At 59.6% G+C, this 19,354-nt stretch carries 19 protein-coding genes and 2 pseudogenes; 9 read left to right on the forward strand and 12 right to left on the reverse strand.

The features are described 5' to 3' along the window. Window positions 1-49: 49 nt before the first annotated feature. Together ACOYW6_RS12885 and ACOYW6_RS12890 are read right to left on the reverse strand one after the other, a co-directional pair. Window positions 50-976, reverse strand: coding sequence for an IS1595 family transposase (locus tag ACOYW6_RS12885; protein ID WP_423141705.1), 927 nt, complete (start codon window positions 974-976; stop codon window positions 50-52). Window positions 977-1,520: 544 nt separating this feature from the next. Continuing rightward, window positions 1,521-1,826 (reverse strand): hypothetical protein, encoded by a 306-nt coding sequence (locus tag ACOYW6_RS12890; RefSeq protein WP_423141706.1) that lies wholly within the window; start codon window positions 1,824-1,826, stop codon window positions 1,521-1,523. Between the two features lie 167 nt (window positions 1,827-1,993). Here ACOYW6_RS12890 and ACOYW6_RS12895 point away from each other — a divergent pair, with 167 nt between their 5' ends. Then, window positions 1,994-2,923: a cobaltochelatase CobT-related protein gene (locus ACOYW6_RS12895; protein ID WP_423141707.1), complete on the forward strand. Its 930-nt coding sequence runs from the start codon at window positions 1,994-1,996 to the stop codon at window positions 2,921-2,923. A 133-nt stretch (window positions 2,924-3,056) separates the two neighbouring features. Here the strand turns inward: ACOYW6_RS12895 and ACOYW6_RS12900 are convergent, their stop codons facing one another. Then, entirely contained in the window at window positions 3,057-3,344 is a 288-nt protein-coding gene (locus ACOYW6_RS12900; RefSeq protein ID WP_423141708.1) for a hypothetical protein, read from the reverse strand. Between the two features lie 163 nt (window positions 3,345-3,507). Here ACOYW6_RS12900 and ACOYW6_RS12905 point away from each other — a divergent pair, with 163 nt between their 5' ends. The 4 genes and pseudogenes from ACOYW6_RS12905 to ACOYW6_RS12920 all read left to right on the forward strand — a co-directional run bounded on the left by ACOYW6_RS12905 (window position 3,508) and on the right by ACOYW6_RS12920 (window position 6,503). After that, window positions 3,508-4,686 (forward strand): energy transducer TonB, encoded by a 1,179-nt coding sequence (locus tag ACOYW6_RS12905; RefSeq protein WP_423141709.1) that lies wholly within the window; start codon window positions 3,508-3,510, stop codon window positions 4,684-4,686. Window positions 4,687-4,781: 95 nt separating this feature from the next. Next, a pseudogene (locus tag ACOYW6_RS12910) lies at window positions 4,782-4,892 on the forward strand (IS6 family transposase); the annotation flags it as partial. A 129-nt stretch (window positions 4,893-5,021) separates the two neighbouring features. Further along, window positions 5,022-5,771, forward strand: coding sequence for an IS6 family transposase (locus ACOYW6_RS12915; RefSeq protein ID WP_423141710.1), 750 nt, complete (start codon window positions 5,022-5,024; stop codon window positions 5,769-5,771). A 9-nt stretch (window positions 5,772-5,780) separates the two neighbouring features. Continuing rightward, on the forward strand, window positions 5,781-6,503 hold the full coding sequence (locus tag ACOYW6_RS12920) for an IS6 family transposase (protein ID WP_423141711.1): 723 nt from the start codon (window positions 5,781-5,783) through the stop codon (window positions 6,501-6,503). A 402-nt stretch (window positions 6,504-6,905) separates the two neighbouring features. Here ACOYW6_RS12920 and ACOYW6_RS12925 read toward each other — a convergent pair whose 3' ends face one another. Beyond that, complete coding sequence (locus ACOYW6_RS12925; RefSeq protein WP_423141712.1) at window positions 6,906-7,433, reverse strand: TPM domain-containing protein; 528 nt, start codon at window positions 7,431-7,433, stop codon at window positions 6,906-6,908. Between the two features lie 308 nt (window positions 7,434-7,741). Next, window positions 7,742-7,942 (reverse strand): CrpP-related protein, encoded by a 201-nt coding sequence (locus tag ACOYW6_RS12930; protein ID WP_423141713.1) that lies wholly within the window; start codon window positions 7,940-7,942, stop codon window positions 7,742-7,744. Between the two features lie 363 nt (window positions 7,943-8,305). On the opposite strand from ACOYW6_RS12930, the gene ACOYW6_RS12935 reads away from it, so the two are divergent. Next, window positions 8,306-8,611, forward strand: a complete 306-nt coding sequence (locus tag ACOYW6_RS12935) for a PilZ domain-containing protein (RefSeq protein WP_423141714.1) — start codon at window positions 8,306-8,308, stop codon at window positions 8,609-8,611. A gap of 33 nt (window positions 8,612-8,644) precedes the next feature. On the opposite strand, the gene ACOYW6_RS12940 is transcribed toward ACOYW6_RS12935, so the two are convergent. Both ACOYW6_RS12940 and ACOYW6_RS12945 read right to left on the reverse strand, forming a co-directional pair. Continuing rightward, window positions 8,645-9,283, reverse strand: coding sequence for an SOS response-associated peptidase family protein (locus ACOYW6_RS12940; protein ID WP_423141715.1), 639 nt, complete (start codon window positions 9,281-9,283; stop codon window positions 8,645-8,647). 240 nt (window positions 9,284-9,523) lie between these two features. Beyond that, on the reverse strand, window positions 9,524-11,944 hold the full coding sequence (locus ACOYW6_RS12945) for a PAS domain S-box protein (protein WP_423141716.1): 2,421 nt from the start codon (window positions 11,942-11,944) through the stop codon (window positions 9,524-9,526). Between the two features lie 245 nt (window positions 11,945-12,189). On the opposite strand from ACOYW6_RS12945, the gene ACOYW6_RS12950 reads away from it, so the two are divergent. Continuing rightward, entirely contained in the window at window positions 12,190-13,707 is a 1,518-nt protein-coding gene (locus ACOYW6_RS12950) for an HWE histidine kinase domain-containing protein (RefSeq protein ID WP_423141717.1), read from the forward strand. A 55-nt stretch (window positions 13,708-13,762) separates the two neighbouring features. Here ACOYW6_RS12950 and ACOYW6_RS12955 read toward each other — a convergent pair whose 3' ends face one another. After that, the gene (locus ACOYW6_RS12955; RefSeq protein WP_423141718.1) at window positions 13,763-14,152 is read right to left on the reverse strand and encodes a response regulator; all 390 of its coding nucleotides are present in this window, start codon (window positions 14,150-14,152) and stop codon (window positions 13,763-13,765) included. Window positions 14,153-14,624: 472 nt separating this feature from the next. After that, window positions 14,625-15,220, reverse strand: a pseudogene (locus ACOYW6_RS12960) (DUF5131 family protein). Window positions 15,221-15,398: 178 nt separating this feature from the next. Here ACOYW6_RS12960 and ACOYW6_RS12965 point away from each other — a divergent pair. Beyond that, window positions 15,399-15,764: a hypothetical protein gene (locus tag ACOYW6_RS12965; protein WP_423141719.1), complete on the forward strand. Its 366-nt coding sequence runs from the start codon at window positions 15,399-15,401 to the stop codon at window positions 15,762-15,764. Window positions 15,765-16,244: 480 nt separating this feature from the next. On the opposite strand, the gene ACOYW6_RS12970 is transcribed toward ACOYW6_RS12965, so the two are convergent. Beyond that, window positions 16,245-16,499 carry a Com family DNA-binding transcriptional regulator gene (locus tag ACOYW6_RS12970; RefSeq protein ID WP_423141720.1) on the reverse strand — a complete coding sequence of 85 codons (255 nt, stop codon included), beginning with the start codon at window positions 16,497-16,499 and terminating at the stop codon, window positions 16,245-16,247. 1,009 nt (window positions 16,500-17,508) lie between these two features. Here ACOYW6_RS12970 and ACOYW6_RS12975 point away from each other — a divergent pair. Next, a complete protein-coding gene (locus tag ACOYW6_RS12975) occupies window positions 17,509-18,231 on the forward strand; it encodes an IS6 family transposase (RefSeq protein WP_423141721.1) in 723 nt (240 codons plus the stop codon). Here ACOYW6_RS12975 and ACOYW6_RS12980 read toward each other — a convergent pair. Next, complete coding sequence (locus ACOYW6_RS12980) at window positions 18,177-18,659, reverse strand: hypothetical protein (RefSeq protein ID WP_423141722.1); 483 nt, start codon at window positions 18,657-18,659, stop codon at window positions 18,177-18,179. The genes ACOYW6_RS12975 and ACOYW6_RS12980 overlap by 55 nt on opposite strands. Continuing rightward, window positions 18,656-19,144, reverse strand: a complete 489-nt coding sequence (locus ACOYW6_RS12985) for a thermostable hemolysin (protein WP_423141723.1) — start codon at window positions 19,142-19,144, stop codon at window positions 18,656-18,658. The genes ACOYW6_RS12980 and ACOYW6_RS12985 overlap by 4 nt, the downstream gene beginning before the upstream one ends. Between the last annotated feature and the right edge of the window lie 210 nt (window positions 19,145-19,354).

Consider the following 19,354-nt stretch of genomic DNA (forward strand, 5'->3'; position numbering starts at 1 on the left):
GCACTTTCGCCGGGGCTTGAGCCCCGGCAGCCATAGCTGGAAGGCGGGTTTAGGCTCGCCCGTCAGGGCCTGCATAAGTCAGGCGCTTGCCAACGATGCCCGCCAGCGCGGCGACAGAGCGGTCAGTGTCATTGCAGCCAAGCGCCGCGCGGTTGTTATAGCGGAACTCGAACTCGGCCAGATAGCGGTGCAAATGCTGCTCGCCGCAATGCTGGTAGATGCCGCGCATACCGCGCTTGAAGATCGAAAAGCTGCCTTCGATCGTGTTCGTGGTAACGTCGCCGCGACCATACTCACCAGCGGTGTGGCGCACGATGTCATGCTTCGCGAACTCGCGACCAACCTTCGTGTAGTGAGGGGCTTCGTCCGTCATCAAATGCGCTTCGGCGGCAACGTTGTTACGCACGATCTCGGTCACGGTGGCGATGTTGAGCTTATCGACCACCATCATGCGGGTCTGGCCGGTGTTGCGTTCCACCAGCGCCACGACTTTCATCTTGTGTTCGTAACCGCGACGAACTTGGGCGCCCTTCTTGTGGCCAAGGAACGTCTCGTCCACTTCGACCGGGCCGCCGTCCGCGCCGAACGGGCTCATGTCGCCGCTGGTCATGGCTTCGCGAATGCGGTGCAGCAGGAACCACGCGCTCTTGTAGGTGATTTCCAGCGTCCGGTGCAGCTGGTGAGCGCTGATGCCCTTCTTGCTGCTGGTGACGAGATAAACGGCCTGCATCGCCTTGTGCAGCGGCAAGCGCATATGCTCGAACACCGTGCCAACCTTGACCGTGAACTGGCCCTTGCAGTGGCCGCAGCGGTGAAGGCCGATGCGAATGCGCTTCGCCGGGTTGGCCTTCACGCTGGTCAGGCGGTCCATCGCGCCGCAGTGCGGGCATACCATACCGTCCGCCCACACGATCTTCTCCAAGTGGGCGAAGGCCGCTTCTTCACTGTGGAACTCGGGGCGGGAAAGGGCAGACATTGGCTTAACTCCTGATGGGAGTCTTATGTCATGCCCTCAGCGTGTTTGCAAGGTATATAATCGCCTTTGGAAGGCAGCTCTAGCCGTGGGCGCCCTTTTGGCGGGAAGTTGTACCGATCAAAGAGGCTCGGCCAAGGCATGTACGCCAGCTCCTTCGAGTTGGCGCTCCCCGCATCGTGATCTGAAAATGATCGGAGTGTATACAGTCTCTCTAGATCGCCAGGATCGCACTTATGTTGACGGCCAACCCTTCGCGGACGCGAAGCTTTCTGAAATGCTATCCTTGATTGGCAAGGAGAAGAATCCAGTCCCTGCTGTCGTACTCGAGACGGAGATGGGTGCTTCCTGCGCCAAGTTGAATGAGGTGCGCCAATTGATGGAAGAACACCTAGCGTGCAGCCGAGGTGGTCACTGCGACGAGGGGATACGTTCGGTCTGGCAGGAATTGCCACTACCCCGAACGGGGGTGGTTCCTTAGTTCAATGTCCGCAATGGGACGTGTTTAGTGCGGCAATGCCCGCATGTCCGGGAGGATAAAGCGGAACTATAGCCGGTTGACCGTAAATCCATCCGTTGTGCGGCTAAGGATCGTGCCAGGCCCGAAGCTAGCTTCGATGTCCGGCGTCAACATCACATGTTGCACCACTATTTCCGTCCAGTTCGGGTGATGCTCGAACACACTGTCAAGTATGTCGCTGACATCGGCGTCGCTGCGGAAGGTTGCGCTGTTTGGGTCCAACAGTGACCAGTGGCCCTTGAGCCATCCCCGGTTGCTTTGGCTCTCAATAAGCCAGGCTGCATCTGCAATCTGCCCATCGAAATGGTCGGAGAACGAAACCAATACCTTCATGCGGGATCGATGGCACGTCCGCCACTGGCCCGCAACGTCGGCTTTGGGGTCGGATGCAGCAGGGCCAGTTCAACACCTTATAGGGTGGAAAGCGGACGGGCAGCTTTGACTGGTGGCTGCAGCGAAGCAGACATTGACGACAGCGCCATATGGCGCAACTTTCGAGGATGAGCAAAGATGTAGCCAAAAATGCTTCCGTCTACCGCGCCTACACGACCAAATTCGATAGGGTCGTGAGCGCCAGTGATTTGGATGCCGTTTTGGGCCCGCTGACATTCAAAGCTCAGTTAAAACTCGACGAAGCATGGACAGAGCTACAGTCGGGACTGCTACCTTGGAAAACCAAGCTCCATATCGCTGGCAGAGAACTGACCGAACTAATATGCTCCGAAATGGCGCGCGACGAGCGAGAAGGCACTGTGGTGTCACTTCTGTTCGATCAATCAGGTTCTATGCGCGGCCAAAAGATGCTTTTCAGCGCCGCTAGCGCTGACGTTGCGCAGGAGTTTCTCGCTAGTCTCGGTATCGGATGCGAGGTTCTCGGCTTTACCACAGCTGACTGGCGCGGCGGGCGGTCGCGACGGCGTTGGAAGTGGCGTTTTCGTCCCCGTAATCCTGGCCGGTTGAACGACCTGCTTCATGTTGTCTACCGCGATGTCAGCGACAACCGCGTCAGCACGGGCGGATGGATATACCGTCAAATGTTGAGGGCTGATTTGCCCAAGGAAAATATTGATGGGGAAGCGATAGAATGGGCGGCGTCTCGGCTTCGTGCCATTCCCAGAAAACGCAAAATACTGATTGTGCTTTCGGATGGCGCACCTGTCGATGACTCGACGCTGAACGAAAATGGGCCTGAATTTCTGGCCGATCATCTCCAGAATGTAGTTGAAGATCTGAAATCTGAGTCAGACATCGAAATCGCGGCTTTCGGTATCGGATTTGCGTGCCATCATTTTTATCCGCGAACGCACAACGTCGACAACCTGTCCGACCTTGGTCTGGAATTACTAAGATTTTTGACCGCCGCTCTGCTCAAACGCGAGGGTAACATACCAATCACGTCTGCTTCGGAAGCAGGTTCTGAGGATTCGTAACGTCCGCAATGGGGTCGTTAGCGGCTCGTCCGGTTCAAGCTTTGACAGGGGCGTAGCTGCCAGTCGGCTTTCAGCGCAGCCAGCACGATCCCGAGTGTCCTAGATTAGGGTGGAAAGCGGACTTGGAAAAACATCACAGACCGCGCTGAATCTTCAGCAATCGCTTGACGAGCACGAAGGGGAACAGTGTGAACAGTGCCCAAATCGCAAGGAGAAGCGGAAGGAAGGCCAAGTAGGCCCACCAAGCACCGAACTCGAAAGCGACCTCAGCAGAGTATTTTGCCGTAAACCAGACTGAAAACCACAGCGGCACAAGCCAAAGAACTACGATCAAGATCGTGCGCACTGTGCCTGGCCGAAGGCAACCGACAAGGGCAGATGCTACGACAGCGGCCAAAGCAATTGCGAGTTCAGAAGTCACGTTCCGTCGTTATCCGACGCCCTGATCGTCCGCAATGGGGTCGTTAGCGGAGGGTCCGCTTTGACGCCTAAGCGGGCCAGAAGCCGCCAGTCCGCTTACGGCCCAAAATCAGTCATTTCGTTTCGAATGTCGCCCGCACCGACTGCTTGCATCAATCCGGGCGGTGGCTATTCTGAATCCACAGGGACGCGGGGGCGATGGGGTGATCAAGGCGCGGAGGTTCTGGCCAATTGCGGCAGGTTTGATGATTGCAGCCGTGCCGAGCGTTTCGGGCGCTGCAGCTGCCAGGCGCGGCGCGACCGCGCGTTCGGCGCACGCCAGCAGAAAGGCCGATCCTGTAAATGTTCTTGCCTACCACCTCGCCGTCAACACCCTGCATGCTGGCGACAACGTAGCCGAGGTCTGCCGCCGGACAGATTTCAAAACCCTGGCGATCGCGCTTTCCCTGAACAAGGGGCTGCTTCATCAGGAGAAGGGCGAGTACGAGACTACGGAACAGTTCAATGAGCGTGCAAGCAAACTAGCCGCCGCGGTCAATGACGGGGACAAGATTTTTTGCCAACCGCTCGACGATAATGAAGACTTGCCGTTCAGATACAACGCTGACGAGCGCCACTTTGCAGGTTCGTTCAATCAGAGCCAGAACGTCTGGCGCGATATCAAGAAACTGGGATCATATCGATCGAAGACACGAATGGGCATTTCGGCGACAGTGAAAGCCTCAGTGTCATTCGAGTACAACGTTGAACTTAGAATGCCCGGCGACGATACGTCCTGTGGCCGCATAAGCGCATACTCGTCGACCTATCAGTTCGCAGTTCCGGTTGCGGCCGTGGATGCGCCGGCGGTGAAAGCGCGAGGCTACGCTGCCTTCATTGGCAAGCTCGCCAGTCCCTACATCCGGGAAAGTCGGCAGTCGGGAAGCCCTACGCTCGACGATCCGTACGACGAATACGAGAATGACTACGTGGTCACGTTCAGGCCGGAGCGGATCATCATTGTCGACGGAACTGGAAAGCAACTCTGGTCCTGCTCGCCTGACTTTCCCAAGCCGAATTCGGCCCCCCGACCGATGAGCAACCCCGCGGTTTGGGTAACAAGCGACGACTACCCTTATTTAGCGTCCCGCGAGCACCGGCAGGGCCGCGTCGGTTTTGCTTTAGGCATCGATACAAGCGGCAGGGTGCAAACCTGCGCGGTGACCCAGAGCAGCGGTTCCACCGATCTCGATGAGCGGACCTGTTCCGTCATTCGCATCCGGGCGAGGTTCAAGCCGGCAACTGATGCCAATAGCGAACCTGTCGCTGGCACATATGCGTCATCCATCCTATGGACGCTCTGACAGCTGAGGCACCCGAGAGCGCGTCGTCTGGCCTCGGTCGGCTCTGTCAGAGCAAATGCACCGCTCGTTAGGAGCTGACGTGTAGGGCAGGATGCATGCCCCGCAAACGCAAGCCCGACAGCCCATTTCGCTGCTTCAACTCTTCGCCCGAGGTGATCCGCCTCGTTGTGATGATGTACGTGAAGTATCCTCTCAGCCTGCGGAACGCTAGAAAAGAGCCGGCCAGATTTCCTTGCGTTCATGCGTAATCTGGACCGGAAGCCTTGGGCACTGTCCTATGCCTATCAATATGACGGGCTCTGTCAGACCAACGGGGCAGCTGCTAGCGGCGCGTGATGCCGCGCAAGTCGAGAGCCAAGCCGCCGAGCCCGTTCCTGAGGTTTAACTCTTCGCCAGAGGTCATCCGCCTCGTGGTGATGATGTACGTTCGCTTCCCGCTATCACTGCGGAACGTCGAGGATCTGCTGTTCGAGCGCGGCATCGACATTTGTCATGAGACGGTGAGACATTGGTGGAACCGTTTCGGCCCCCTGTTCGCCGGCGATATCCGCCGCCAGCGCGTCAGCCGGATGCGAGGTTTCAGGCAATGGCGCTGGCACCTCGATGAGATGTACGTGAAGCTCAACGGCGAGATGGTCTACCTGTGGCGCGCAGTGGACCATGAAGGCGAGATCCTCGAGAGCTACATCACAAAGAGCCGCGACAAGGAAGCGGCGCTAAGCTTCATGAAAAAGGCGCTCAAGCGCCACGGATCGCCGGAAAAGATCACCACTGATGGGCTTCGATCGTACCGTGCGGCGATGAACGAGCTCGGCAACGCCGATAAGCAGGAGGTCGGCCGGTGGGCGAACAACCGGGTCGAGAATAGCCACCTGTCGTTTCGGCGACGAGAGCGGGCAATGCTTCGCTTCAGGCGAATGAAGACTCTTCAAAAGTTCGCCAGTGTCCACGCCAACGTCCACAACCACTTCAATCAGGAACGCCACCTCGTCGATCGAGAGACTTACAAGGAACGCCGCTCAGCCGCCTTGGCTGAGTGGCAATCGGTCATGGGGGTGCTGTCAGACCAACGGGGCAGCTGCTAGCGGCGCCTGATGCCGCGCAAGTCCCGAGCCAAGCCGCCAAGCCCGTTCCTGAGGTTCAACTCCTCGCCCGAGGTCATCCGCCTGGTCGTGATGATGTACGTTCGCTTTCCGCTGTCGCTGCGCAACGTCGAGGACATCCTGTTTGAGCGCGGTATAGATATCTGCCACGAGACGGTGCGGCACTGGTGGAACCGGTTCGGTCCATTGTTCGCCGGTGACATTCGCCGGCAGCGGGTGAGCCGGATGCGCGGCTTCCGGCAATGGCGCTGGCATCTCGACGAGATGTACGTGAAGCTCAACGGTGAGATGGTCTACCTGTGGCGAGCGGTCGACCAGGAAGGTGAGATCCTGGAGAGCTACATTACCAAGACCCGCGACAAGGAAGCCGCGCTTCGCTTCATGAAGAAGGCGCTCAAGCGCCACGGATCGCCCGAAAAGATCACGACAGACGGCTTGCGTTCCTACCGCGCCGCGATGAACGATCTTGGCAATGCGGACAAGCAGGAGGTCGAACGCTGGGCCAACAACCGGGTCGAGAACAGCCACCTCTCATTTCGACGGCGAGAACGAGCGATGCTACGGTTCAGGCGAATGAAGACACTGCAGAAGTTCGCTTCAGTTCACGGCAACGTCCACAATCACTTTAACCAGGAACGCCACCTCGTCGACCGGAAGACTTACAAGCAACGCCGCTCGGCCGCCCTGGCTGAGTGGCAACTGGTCATGGGGTAAGCTCACACCGCCCGAGCGATAGCTGTGTTCATTGGAGACAAGTTCGCGTTAGACTGACAGCACCCTCCCGAGACGTATCGCCATAGTTGTTGGCCTGTCAGTTCGCGGAGTGGCGTTGTAAGCAGGACATCGACGCCGCGCGTTGAGATGCAGCAGGGACAGCCCTTAATCACATCGGGCGCAGGCCGCGCAAACGCGCGATAGACGGCCTCGAGAGCCCTTTCCAACTGCGCAGTGGCCGAAGTTGTCATCGCCGACATGGTGCCGTGCTCAGCCAATGTCCGCAATGGGGTCGTTAGCGGCTCGTCCGGTTCAAGCTTTGACAGGGGCGTAGCTGCCAGTCGGCTTTCAGCGCAGCCAGCACGATCCCGAGTGTCCTAGATTAGGGTGGAAATCGGACGGTTATTTTGGCGGACTAAACGTATCGATCAAGGCGGTCACCCCGTCCTCGATGCCTTGCTCCATGTCACCCACTTTGAAGCGTGGCATCATCTTCTCGTCGATGACTCTCTGACAAAGTGCGTTAGGCAACGCCTGTTCTAAGCCGTCGCCTACAGCAATCCTGACCTTGCGCTCGTTAGGAGCAACCAGAACGACCACGCCGTCGTCGTAGCCTTTCCGACCGATACCCCATGCGTTCGCCAAATCGCGGGTGTAATCAGCGACATCTCGCCCACCCAATGAATTCACAGTGACGACGACCATCTGATGCTTGGTAGCGTCCTCAAACCGCGCCAGACGGTCGGAGAGTGCTGCTTCCTGCTGTTTGCTAACCACGTTAGCGGCATCGGTCACACGACCGGCAAGGGGGACTGCTGCGCCAGCTGATGCGGAGAAATGCTGTGTATCGCCCGGCTGCGCTTGGCTTGCCGCTTGCCCATTGGAGCACGCGGTGGCGAGTACAATCAGTAGGGAAAAGAGCAACCGCATGGAGCAAATCTGACGACTCATGGTAATGTCTGCAATGGGGTCGTTAGCGGAGGGTCCGCTTTGACGCCTAAGCGGGCCAGAAGCCGCCAGTCCGCCTACGGACCAAATCAGTCATTTCGTTTCGAATGTCGCCCGCACCTCGCCGGGCCATATTCCCGCCCGTTGACCCGCACCCAGCCTTGGTCGTCCATCAGAAGGACGGCGCGCTTCTGCAATGGAGAGAGGTCCGCCGCGATCTGCGGCCCGTGAATCGCTGGATCTAGCATCGCGCCCGGATGGCATAGGCGCCGGGCTGTAGGAAAGGGCCCTTACCGTTCGCGCTTCCCGTCCTCGGTGGTCCAGCCCCGCTCCCAGGCCTGGACCTTTGCGCGCCAGATCCCGACTGTCTCGCCGGTGCTGCCCGGCAGCATGTCCCATTGGTCATAGGGATTACTCGACTTCGGCTCATCACGACCGCGGGCCTCGCGCCCGAGAAGCGCTATCCGATCGAGGTCGCTGGGGTTCTCCATTGCGCCTGACCTCCTCGAAATGTTCGATCTAACTCCGCCGGGCCCCCGCTGATTGTAAAATCGCGACGTTCGCAAAGCTGCCGCTGGCAGGTCAAAGTGATGAAACGTCACATGACTAACGCTGGCCAGCGGGCGTCGGCTCCGCCCGGCGGAGTCCAAGGGCCAAGTACCGCGGGCGACGGTGGCCCGCTAACTGCGCCCTCGCCTAGGTAGTCTCCCTCTTCGCCGGTGCGCTTCCGTTTAACCACGGCCCGGTAGCACGGCGTCAAGCGGGTCGCAGTACTGCGCGCCGGGTGACACCGCTCCCCATTCCAAGCCCGGCGCGCCCATCCAATGATCGAAAGGTCGGGGGGACGTCTGCGCATGATGGTCGCTGAAATCGACAGGCGGGCAGCCGGGGACAAGCGCACGCGCGTCCTTAAAAACGCGCTGCTGCTCGCGCCGGGCGGGAAACAGGTCGTTCGCGTGAAGGACGTCTCCTGTAACGGTGCTCGGATCGAGACCAAAGGCTCTCTTCAACTCGATTGGGACGTAATCCTGGAGCGTGATCCGCTATTCGTCGCCGGGCGCGTGGTGTGGACCCGCGACAACCACGCCGGCCTCTGGTTTTACCGCCCACTCGCCCAGGGCGAGGCCGCATTCTTCCGTCAGGCCGCCGACAAGCCCTGACGCCGGCGTCCGCACCTTGGCTGCGACGCTTGCTCATCGAACCCGGTCCTCGCGCGCCAGAGCCGCAAGTTCGGGAGCGGGCTCTTCCTTGCCGGCGCGCGCCAGCTCTACCGTTAGCGAGCCGCCCGGCAGCAGGCCTAGGACCTGCTCCTCCGGCTTGGTTAGGTACAGCCAGTCGCCCCAGGCGGCGGGCGGCAGGACGACGATCTGCCGATCGTGAAACGGTGCGATGTCCGGGCCGGGTGCGGTCGTCAGCATGGTGAAGGCGGGCTTGGCGCCGTCCTGTTCGCGCCACAGCCCGGCGACTGCGAAAACCGGCGCGCCGGGGAGCGCGAACCGCCACTTCGACTTGGGTGCGGCCTTGCCGGTGAACTCGAAAAAGGCCGATGTCGGGACCAGGCAGCGCTTGCTGTCGCCGAAGTGGCGACCCTCCGAACGGAAATTGAAGACCGGCGACCCGCCCGCGCGCTGCGGTGCGAAGCCCCACGTCATGTCCGCCAGCGCGGTGCCATTGCCGCGCGCGACGAGGATCGGCGCGCTGTCGCGCACCCGGACGTCCGCCGCCTTGGTCAGCAGCGCGGCGTCATTTGCAGCCGGGGGCGGGAAGCCGGCGGCCGCTAGGGCGTCGCAATACGCCTTCCATTCGATATGGCGTTCATAGTCATTACACATGATCGGGAAACGCGGTCGGGGCGCAGCGGCTCCGACGGCTCTGTCAGACCAACGGGGCAACTGCTAGCGGCGCGCGATGTCCCGCAAGTCCCGAGCCAAGCCACCAAGCCCGTTTCTGCGGTTTAATTCGTCGCCCGAGGTGATCCGCCTCGTTGTGATGATATACATCCGCTTGAACTGGGCCTGCAGGAGAGTAGCGAGCTTCGTATTTGATAACGTGACAGTCCGAACTCCTCTCGATTATTCCCCGAAGCAATAGCGATCGATAATCGCTCGGAGCTCTGCTTTCTTTAAAGGTTTGCTGAGGTGACCTTGCATGCCAGCTTCCAAACATTGGGCCACATCTTCGGGAAATGCGTTCGCTGTGATGGCGACGACCGGTAGGCGCTCGGGCGTTATACCTCTTTCTCGAAGCTCACGGGTCGCGCTGAGGCCATCGAGCACAGGCATCTGTATATCCATAAGTACCAAGTCGTACGGCCGACCGGCCTCAGCAGCAGCTTCTATCATCGATACGGCGTTGGCTCCATTTTCCGCAATTTCAAATGCTAGTCCAAGCTGTTTTCCCATCGCGACCATGAGCGCCTGATTGATGGGAACGTCATCAGCTACGAGAACGCGGGCGCCGGTCGGTCCTACGGTTGGCAGTTCGTTTTTAGTCTCGGGGGTCGGGTCTTGTGTTAGCAGCGAGACGGCATTGCAAGGCAGCCTAACGGTAAACGCCGTTCCCATGCCTATTTCACTTTCCACAGATAGTGCCCCGCCCATCAATTCCACCAATTGACGCGTTATGGACAGTCCAAGGCCGGTCCCGCCAAACTCCCGAGAGATCGAGGCATTTGCCTGACTAAATTTTTCAAAAATAACTTCGAGCTGAGCGGCGGCTATTCCCATTCCGGTATCGGAGACACAGAACTCCACCCACTCCTTGCTTTCGCCTGCAACATCAACGGCGATCTCTATCACACCCTGCTGAGTGAACTTGATCGCGTTTCCGACCAGGTTAATAAGAATTTGCCTGAGTCTAAAAGCATCGCCGTGGATTTTGGGCGGGACTGTGTCGCCGATGCGCGCATTGATGACGATACCCTTGGCGGCGGCGGCTGGCTCCATCAGCTGTACGACGTTCCGCAGTTTATGACGCAGGTCGACGGGTCCGCTCGACAACTGCATATGGCCTGCTTCAATTTTCGAAATATCCAGAATGTCGTTTAGCAGTTGCATCATTGATCGACCAGAATCGGCGATCAGCTCAACAAAGCGCCGTTGCTCCGGGTTTAATAAGGTTTCGCTGAGCAAGTCTGTAAATCCAATGACCCCGTTCATCGGCGTGCGAATTTCATGGCTCATGTTGGCCAGAAAATCGGCTTTCGCTCGTTCGGAGCTTTCCGCGGCTTGCCGAGCCGTCGCTAACGCGATCTCACGTTCGTGCCTGTCGGTCACATCGCGAATTGAATCAGTGATCTCTATTACTACATCCTGCTCGTTCCGACGAAATCGAGGGCGCGCTTCAACCCAGCGCGTCGACCCGTCGTTGGTAAGGGCGCGGTACTCGATCGGCAGCGGTGTTGATGCGACGGATGCATTCGCGAACTGCTCCACAACCCTCGCGCGGTCGATCGGATCGACCAGCTCGGAGATCGGCTTACCTATCAACTGGTCGGGATCGTAACCCAAGATCTCACGTACCGAGGGCGAAAGGTAGCGGATGGAAGCGTTTGCGTCGTAGACGGCGATGATGTCGCTCGCGTGATCGGCAAGCAGTCGGTATCGTCGTTCTCGTTCGATCGCTGTTGCAAATAAGCGACGCTCGTCTGTGAGGTCTCTTAAGACGCCGACAAATCCAGTGACCTCGCCGCGACTGTCCTTCTGGCACTCTGCGACCGAGCGCACGCTGCGCTCAGAACCATCGGGCCGCACGATGGTGGCATCGAAGCTCCACCCGTGTCCCGCGGCGGTGTGTCTTTCAATTACGTCCCGGACCCGCTCCCGATCGTCCACTGCGAAAAAGTTTAGCGCATCGTCGAGACTCGGCTGGAACTCGTCTGCGCTGATTCCGTGGATCGCGTAGACTTGTGGGGACCAAAACACCTCAGAAGTAGCTATTCGCAACGTCCAATAGCCGGTTTGCGAAAGTCCTTCGGCAAGATCTAAGATCTGATGTCGTTCATCAAGCTGTTTACGAGATTGCGTGAGCAAGACCTGATCTACGACGAGGTCAGCCAGTGCAAGCAAGTGTGCGAGGTCCTTGTCGCTCGGCCGGGATCTCGCGACTGTGTCGATGACGCACAAGGTCCCAAGGTTTGCACCACTCTCGGTCGTAAGAGTGGCGCCGGCGTAGAACCTAATGTTGGGGTCGCCGGTAACTAGCGGATTTGCAGCAAAGCGGGGGTCCTTGGTGGCGTCTTCGACCACCATCACTTTTCGCGGTCCTAGTTCGATCGCGTGGTGGCAAAAAGCCCACTCGCGTGGCGTCTGGTCCACGTCGAGCCCAATGCAGGACTTGAACCATTGCCGATCCTCATCCACGAGCGAGACGAGGGCAATGGGAGCGCTGAAATAGCTCGCGGCCATCGCCGCAACACGATCAAATCTGGCCTCAGCGGCCGTGTCCAACACGCCAAATTGGTGGAGCGCGCGAAGCCGAGAAAGTTCATCCACGTTTGCACTCCTCTAGAGCTGCGCTTCATCCGCGGCTGACTTATAAGCCCGTCACCCTGGCTCTGCTACACATCGAACGTCATTTACGAGTAGGTGAGGCAAGTAAACGTCAGCGCAAATTGAGGCCCAATAATACCCCGCCAATTGTTTAAAACTGTATTCGATTGAGCCAATTATGCGCCCTTGGAAGCGGCCAACCTTCCGAACTAGCTGGACGCGAGTACACCGGCGGGATAGGCGACGGAATGGGCACTAACAGTCTCAGTCAGTCCTGCCACGCAGAGCTGCGGCCGATCCTTGATACGGTCCTCGATGCTGTTGTGGTTATCAATTTGGACGGGGACGTCGTCGCTTGGAATTCGGTGGCCGAGCATATCTTTGGCTGGCCGTCGCAGGTAACGATTGGGCAGTCGCTTGCGGGGCTTTTGGTTCCATCTGAGCACCGCGAAGCTCATAACGCGGGTATCAAGCGCCTCCTCGCGGGCGGAACGCCTCGCGTTCTCAACCGCCTGATCGAAATTTCAGCCTTGACGGCTCGCGGGGACCAGATCCCTGTTGAGCTTTCGATCACGACGACACAAACGTCCAGCGGACCGCTGTTCATTGGCTTCCTCCGGGACATCACGGCCAAGAAGGATGCCGACAAGGCGCTGCAGCGCCAAGCAAGCGAAGCGCAGTTGATGTTCGATGTCGCTCGCCTCGCGGCAGAAGCAGACTCTTTCGAAAGCGCCCTCGAAAAAGTTCTGGCGTCGATTTGCCAAGTGTCGGGCTGGGCGGTCGGCCACGCATTTGTCGTGTCGGATGCTACGACACCGCACCTGATCTCAACGTCGATCTGGTATGAGGAAGCGCCGGGAGCGGCTGATGCGATGCGCTGCGCAACTGCAGGCATTGAGTTCGCTCCCGGCGTAGGCTTGCCGGGCACAATCCTGGCATCCGGTGAGCCCGCGTGGGTCGCGGATTCTGATAACGACGGCAACTTTCCTCGCGCGAGTGCGGGCTTCCGCGGCGCGTTTGGCTTTCCATTGAAGGCGGGCGACCGGATCATTGCTATCTTGGAGTTTTTCAGTCGAACCCCCAGTGCTCCAGATGCGTCCCGTTTGCTGACAGTGCGAATTTTGGGTGAGCAGATCGGTCGCCTGTTCGAGCGCCGGCGGCGGGAGGATCGCGAACGGGTTCTTTTGCATGAGCTGGACCACCGGGTGAAGAACTTGCTCATGGTCGTACAGGCTATTGCCACCCAGACCTTCCGCAAATCAGCCTCAGCCGAAGAAGGTTTGGTTTCCTTTTCGGGACGATTGAAAGCGTTGGGAGAAGCCCAAGATTTGTTGCTCGGGTGCGAATGGACGAACGTAAACCTGCGCGATCTAATTGAAAATGGAATACGAGGCTCAGGCAATGACGTCGGCAGTTTTGAGATAAAAGGACCTGAAACAAATATCAGTCCGGATCACGCAGTTCCGACCTCGCTCGCGGTCCATGAGCTATGCACAAACTCCGTCAAATACGGTGCGCTTTCCGTGCCCGAAGGACGCATTTGTATTTCTTGGGAGGTTGACGCAAACCAGCGAGAGGTGCGTTTCCAGTGGCGGGAATTCGGAGGCCCCCCCGTAGTTGCGCCCAGCCGTAAAGGGTTCGGTTCGACGCTCCTCGGGTCGCATTTCGCATCAGCTTTGGGCGGCAATGTTCAGATCGAGTACGCCCGAGATGGCCTGGTCTTTCTCGTTCGCTGGCCTCTTACTGAAGTCAGGCGCGAGACGTAGCCGCGCATTTTCCTGAAGGTATTAAAGCGCAGAAATACGCGAATCATCAGCGTTTCTAGGCGGAAGCGTTCGGCTGATTGGTAACCAACAGGTTGGCCATGGCGGTGACCAGCTCCGCACTAGCAAACGGCTTCTGTAAGACGATGCTTTGCGGAACGCCGTTCGCTGACCACTCCCAAGCGCTATCTCCCGTCACATAAACGACGGCCAGACTTGCAAACTTTTCCCGAGCGCAATGAGCGACTTTCCATCCAGCTGGACCGGCTCCCAGGCGAATGTCCGTGACTAAGCCGCGCAGGCTTCCAATTTGCTCTATCTGCTCGATAGCCTCTTGCCCGTGCGCCGCTTCCAACACCTCATAGCCGCCCTCCTTCAGGGCTTCTACAATCGAAAGGCGGATTAACGCTTCGTCTTCCACGACCAGGATCGGCGGAACGTCGTCCATAACTTCCCTCGAGGCGAGGGAGAATGTGACTCTCCCACTAGCATCGGACACAACCAGATGTTGGGCTCCTCTACGCTGCGACAATCTGAAAACACAACATTTAAGGTCTGAACTGGGCGCCCAATAAGCTGTGGCGTAGAGGACCGGTGCAAAGCGGTCGGATTACGACGCGGTCAAGGGTGGGGCAGACCCAATGGGGCAGAGGCAATTCGCAGAGCGGTACCTCACTGACGGGAAACGTTCTCCCAAGAAAACCGTCTCGGAAATCCGCCCTTATAGGTCCGCACGGCTCTGTCAGACTAAATGCACCGCTCGTTAGGGGCTGACGCTTAGGGCGGGGCGCAGCCGCCCTGGCTGAGTGGCAATCCTTGATGGCCTGACGTCACGCTGCCCTAGCGACAGCTCCGCCCATCGGAGGCAAATTCGCATTAGACTGACAGCACCCGATCGAGCCATCGGCCTTCTCGCCGATCTAGCGACGGCCATCTGCACGCACTTGGCCGGTCGGCAGGTAGGAGCCCCATTGCTTGAACAGGAACGGGACGCCGGCGGCGGCGCACTGTTCGCGCAGGGCGCGCGCGCAATCGGGGTGCATCGGCGGGCGCGGGGGCCGCTTTCGCCGCCGGCTACGATCCAGTCCAGCGCGGCACGTTGCGGTGGCAAGCTGGGGACCGCGCTCCCGTCCATGCGGAGCACGCCACGATGATAGCCGGTCAGGGCGTCCAGTTTGACGTTCGAGCACGCGACGTGCGGCCTGTCGGGGATGCCGACCGCCCGGAGATCAACCCGTCCCAGCAGCTGTTCGCAGGAAAGCCAGCGGACGGCGGCGAGGGTGGCGAGCAGGTCGGGGATGCGCTCGTCGGCGCGGGTCTGGTCCTCGATGCTGACGCCGAGCCATACGTTCGGGAGGTGGCGCTCGACGGGCAGACCGGCCAGTTGGAGAAAGCGAACGGCCGGGCGTCCGATATCCTCGCGATCATCAGCCGCTGCGAAGCGCGCGACCGCGCCGCGGTGAAGGCGAGCCGGCCGAAGGTGCTGGGGGTGTTCCGATGCGAATAATGGATTCATCCGCAATGCATAATGAGTTGACGCTCCGCAGTTGAAGTAACGGCGAAAGGGAACTGGGTGCACGTGTGAATCGCCTTTTGGAAGCCGTATGTGAATAGGCGTTGCCTGCCATAGCAACTGCAAATATGAACAAGCCGACAGCACTCTTGCCGGCTGTCGTAGACAGGGGAGCTTCAAAATGGTGGACGCCGCAGAAGTAGACCAAATCAAGGCAAAAACTTTGGAGATGTTGGGCAAGCCCGACCTCGACACATCCTACATCACTCACCAGTCCGTTCAGTCAGATCGAGACCTTGCAGGCCCCAACGCCGCTGAGAAATTCACGAGCGATGACGGAAAGCGCGTCTTTTATGTCTGCAACGCTCGTTACGGAGAATATCAGGGTCAGCAGGGTTATTTTTTCGACTACGGAAATAATATCTTCGATCCCGGTTGGGCTTGTTTCCACGATAATATTGACTTCGTGCCTTTCGATAGTTGGGACCATGATTACCAAGGCGTATGCCCCGACGGTTACGAATGGTGGTCTCTAACCGAAAGGTGATCGCAATCGCAGCTATGCTGGGACGCCGAAGTCCACTTCGCCATGTGCAGCATATCTAGCGCCAAGCCGGCTAAGTCGGCGATTAAACGATGCCAGGCACGCTGACGATCACCGGAGCGCGACCTTGGAAGCCGATAGAATTCTTTGCCTCGACCCGTCCGTTTGCGATCCACGGACAGGGAAACGCCAGTGGCCTAGTGGCCGCTGGCGTTTTTCGTTCGGCCCGCCCGCTTAGCAGGCGCTCGACAAGCTATTCCGAAGGCTCAGCTCGATCATACCCGGTCTCATCTCGCCGACATCATTGATAACGGTGCTTCTAGCCCCCCGGCCAAGGGGCAGGATATCAGAGACATCTGCACAGTCGCCTCGAGATCGAGGAAGCCGCGCGAATAAGAGATATGAAAGCAAGGTCCCGGACTTTCTTGGCCTGTGCAGCAATAAAACCAGGTTCTAAATCCTAACTCACCAAGGTAGCAAGTCTTAGCGGCGGCTCTGGGTCCATGGGGGAGGCTCATTGAAGGTGCCGCACTTCGGGCATTGGAAGACGACCTCTTGGACTTGTTCGACGCCAACATCTTTCAAGATGACGCGCTTGCAGCGTCCGCATCGGAAGGTGGCGGTTCCAGCACCTGAGATCATGGGCCCGCCGGCGGCTGCGGCTTCGGGAGTTAATGCTAAGACGGACCGCGTGCCTTCTTCAGGCGCAGGAATTGGCATCATGTCGAACTGGGCCATAAGCTCTCCGAATCGAAGAAAAGCGATGCTAGCGCGCTGGCGAATGTTTGACTAATTATGGCGCCGGCTCGAAAGCGGCGCGACGCGGCGCGTGCGAGGGTGGCCGCTAATGCGGCGCGCGACGGGTCGATGCTGGTCGGGCAAACTTCAGCGCAACCCGAGCTGCCGCGAGGCAAGGAAGAGTATAGCGACGCCCGTCAGGACGATTCCTCCTGCAGCCAACCAGCCAATGACGCGTAACCGAGAAGGTGCCGTCTCGGGTTCGGTCCGGGTCGGCGGCGTGTGCCGCTTAAGTGGGTTCGCCAGTCCCAACGCGGCAATATCTCGCGGTGCTTTGTCGGAGCCGGGGTCACTATCGGTCATCCGGGACACCTCGAAGTCTAGGTGCCGCAAGGGGCGCAGCGACAGTGTCGTTGCCGGCATCGCAGTCGGCCTTCAATTCGAACTGATGGTCGTCATACATGCTGTCATAACGCCGGAGGGGTGTCTTCGGCCCCGCTTTCCGCTTAGGTAATCACCACACCGCTGCTGTCGCGTTCGTTTAACCGCGCTTCGCTAGCAAGGCGTCAAGCGGGTCGCAGTACAGCGCGCCGGGTGACACCGCTCCCGATCCAGCCCGGCGCGCCCCATCCAGTGATCGACAGATCGGGGAGCCTGCGCATGATGGTCGCCGAAATCGAGAGGCGCGCAGGTGCCAGAAAGCGAACCCGCGTCCTCAAGCGCGCGATTCTCCTGGCGCCGGGCGGCGCTCAGGCGGTTCGGCTGAAGGACGTCTCCTGTGCCGGCGCCCGGGTCGAGATCCACGACGCCGTCCAACCCGACTGGGACGTGATCCTGCAGCGTGGTTCAGTGTTCGTGGCCGCGCGCGTCGTCTGGGCCCGCGACGACCACGCCAGCATCCTGTTTTACAGGCCACTCGCAGAGGGTGAGTCCGTGTTGCTGCTTCGGCCCGGCGACAAGGCCCGACCGGGCTCTGTCAGACCAACGGGGCAGCTGCTAGCGGCGCGCGATGCCGCGCAAGTCCCGAGCCAAGCCACCAAGCCCGTTTCTGCGGTTCAACTCCTCGCCCGAGGTCATTCGCCTCGTGGTGATGATGTACGTCCGCTTCCCGCTGTCGCTCCGCAACGTAGAGGACCTGCTGTTCGAGCGCGGCATAGATATTTGCCATGAGACGGTGCGGCTCTGGTGGAACCGTTTCGGGCCGCTGTTCGCGGGCGGCATCGGCCGGCAGCGGGTGAGCCGCATGCGCGGTTTCCGGCAGTGGCGCTGGCATCTCGACGAGGTGTACGTGAAGCTGAACGGTGAGATGGTCTATCTTTGGCGAGCAGTCGATCAGGAAGGCGAAATCCTCGAGAGCTACATCACCAGGACCCGCGACAAAGCAGCCCCGCTCCGCTTCATGAAAAAGGCGCTCAAGCGCCACGGATCGCCGGAGAAGATCACGACCGACGGCCTGCGCTCGTACCGCGCAGCGATGAATGAGCTCGGCAACGCTGAGAAGCAGGAGATTGGGCGCTGGGCGAACAACCGGGTTGAGAACAGCCACCTTTCGTTCCGACGACGGGAGCGCGCCATGCTTCGGTTCCGGCGAATGAAGACCCTGCAGAAGTTCGCTTCAGTCCACGCCAACGTCCACAACCATTTCAATCAGGACCGCCACCTCGTCGATCGACAGACTTACAAGCAACGCCGCTCAGCCGCACTGGCTGAGTGGCAACTGGTCATGGGCTGACGATTGCACGATCTAGCGATAGCTCCGCCAATCGGAGACAAGTTCGCGTTAGACTGACAGCACCCTTCCGGCAATTCCACCTGTTGGTCGGCTAACGCCAGCACCTGCCCGTCCCTGAACAGAGCCTGCGCGCCGCTGGCGGCCAGCGCATGAACTTCCTGTGCGGGCGTGAAGAAGGACGGCAGCGACAAGTGCGGAAGCCCCGCTGCCATCAGCGCAAGGTCGAGGACGACCTCGTCCAGCCCATGGTCGCCGCCATCTGCGACAGCGCGACCGGCGATCAGCGAAGCGGTAAGCTCGGCTGCGCGGGACGCGACCAATTTTTCCAACCGCGCATAATCGCAGACCCCGTCTACGACGGTGTCGACCGCGATGCGGGCCGGATCGGAGGCGGCCCGCATCTCGACCGCGGCAACAATCGTGTTCATGCGCAGAGCCGCCGCTGGCGGCGCGCGGCGAACTTGCGCAGCGCGGCCTGTCCTACAGCGATGGCAGCAACGCAGACCTTGGGATCGAGAGCGTAGTAAGTGCCCCAGTCAGCCTGCGCGTCACCAAGCCGGGCGGCGTTGGCATCGCCAATAGCGACAATCGGCACGCCGATGCGAGCGAACATGGCGCGCAGTGGCGCGGTTAGAGTGGAGACCGCCACTTCGCGGCCACCGCCCAGATCGTTGGCCGCGTCGGTCCACAAGTCGATCATGGCGAAGGCGCCAGTCGAGGCGAAGTTGCCAATCTCTACGATCTGCCCCCGCTCGACCGGGCGGCCGAGCGCCTCGGTCGCAGCAAGTTCGATCGGCCGATCGAGGTATCGTTCGAGGAACAGCGCCTCATCACCGCAGCGGTTGAAGCCCAGCGCCGCAGCCGGTTCACCGCTGCGCTCCGCGACCAGATAGCTTGAAAAGCCCTTACGCAAACTGGCGCCGAACGCACGCCGATAGCACTTTCGAATCAATGCGAACCCGCTGTCCGTCAACGTAATCTCCACCCGGCCGCTTGCGTGCGATCAAGCGTATGACGCCGACGAATCGGGCCATCCGCAGTAGTCGTCGTTCGATTTCTTGCTCACCTGTTTAGTTCTCGACCGGCTCAGTGCGGAGGCGGGGGTCGTCGGTAAGACGGGCCG

The sequence above is a fragment of the Parablastomonas sp. CN1-191 genome (assembly GCF_049354825.1).
In the GTDB taxonomy this organism is placed as follows: Bacteria; Pseudomonadota; Alphaproteobacteria; order Sphingomonadales; family Sphingomonadaceae; genus Novosphingobium.

Excerpts from the sequence above, each read along its gene's own strand:
- ACOYW6_RS12980 (WP_423141722.1), bottom strand. The coding sequence starts at position 18,659 with ATGAACACGATTGTTGCCGCGGTCGAGATGCGGGCCGCCTCCGATCCG.
- ACOYW6_RS12895 (WP_423141707.1), top strand. The coding sequence starts at position 1,994 with ATGAGCAAAGATGTAGCCAAAAATGCTTCCGTCTACCGCGCCTACACG.
- ACOYW6_RS12885 (WP_423141705.1), bottom strand. The coding sequence starts at position 976 with ATGTCTGCCCTTTCCCGCCCCGAGTTCCACAGTGAAGAAGCGGCCTTC.
- ACOYW6_RS12930 (WP_423141713.1), bottom strand. The coding sequence starts at position 7,942 with ATGGAGAACCCCAGCGACCTCGATCGGATAGCGCTTCTCGGGCGCGAG.
- ACOYW6_RS12925 (WP_423141712.1), bottom strand. The coding sequence starts at position 7,433 with ATGCGGTTGCTCTTTTCCCTACTGATTGTACTCGCCACCGCGTGCTCC.
- ACOYW6_RS12970 (WP_423141720.1), bottom strand. The coding sequence starts at position 16,499 with ATGGCCCAGTTCGACATGATGCCAATTCCTGCGCCTGAAGAAGGCACG.
- ACOYW6_RS12965 (WP_423141719.1), top strand. The coding sequence starts at position 15,399 with ATGGTGGACGCCGCAGAAGTAGACCAAATCAAGGCAAAAACTTTGGAG.
- ACOYW6_RS12890 (WP_423141706.1), bottom strand. The coding sequence starts at position 1,826 with ATGAAGGTATTGGTTTCGTTCTCCGACCATTTCGATGGGCAGATTGCA.
- ACOYW6_RS12935 (WP_423141714.1), top strand. The coding sequence starts at position 8,306 with ATGATGGTCGCTGAAATCGACAGGCGGGCAGCCGGGGACAAGCGCACG.
- ACOYW6_RS12950 (WP_423141717.1), top strand. The coding sequence starts at position 12,190 with ATGGGCACTAACAGTCTCAGTCAGTCCTGCCACGCAGAGCTGCGGCCG.
- ACOYW6_RS12955 (WP_423141718.1), bottom strand. The coding sequence starts at position 14,152 with ATGGACGACGTTCCGCCGATCCTGGTCGTGGAAGACGAAGCGTTAATC.
- ACOYW6_RS12940 (WP_423141715.1), bottom strand. The coding sequence starts at position 9,283 with ATGTGTAATGACTATGAACGCCATATCGAATGGAAGGCGTATTGCGAC.
- ACOYW6_RS12915 (WP_423141710.1), top strand. The coding sequence starts at position 5,022 with ATGCCGCGCAAGTCGAGAGCCAAGCCGCCGAGCCCGTTCCTGAGGTTT.
- ACOYW6_RS12920 (WP_423141711.1), top strand. The coding sequence starts at position 5,781 with ATGCCGCGCAAGTCCCGAGCCAAGCCGCCAAGCCCGTTCCTGAGGTTC.
- ACOYW6_RS12975 (WP_423141721.1), top strand. The coding sequence starts at position 17,509 with ATGCCGCGCAAGTCCCGAGCCAAGCCACCAAGCCCGTTTCTGCGGTTC.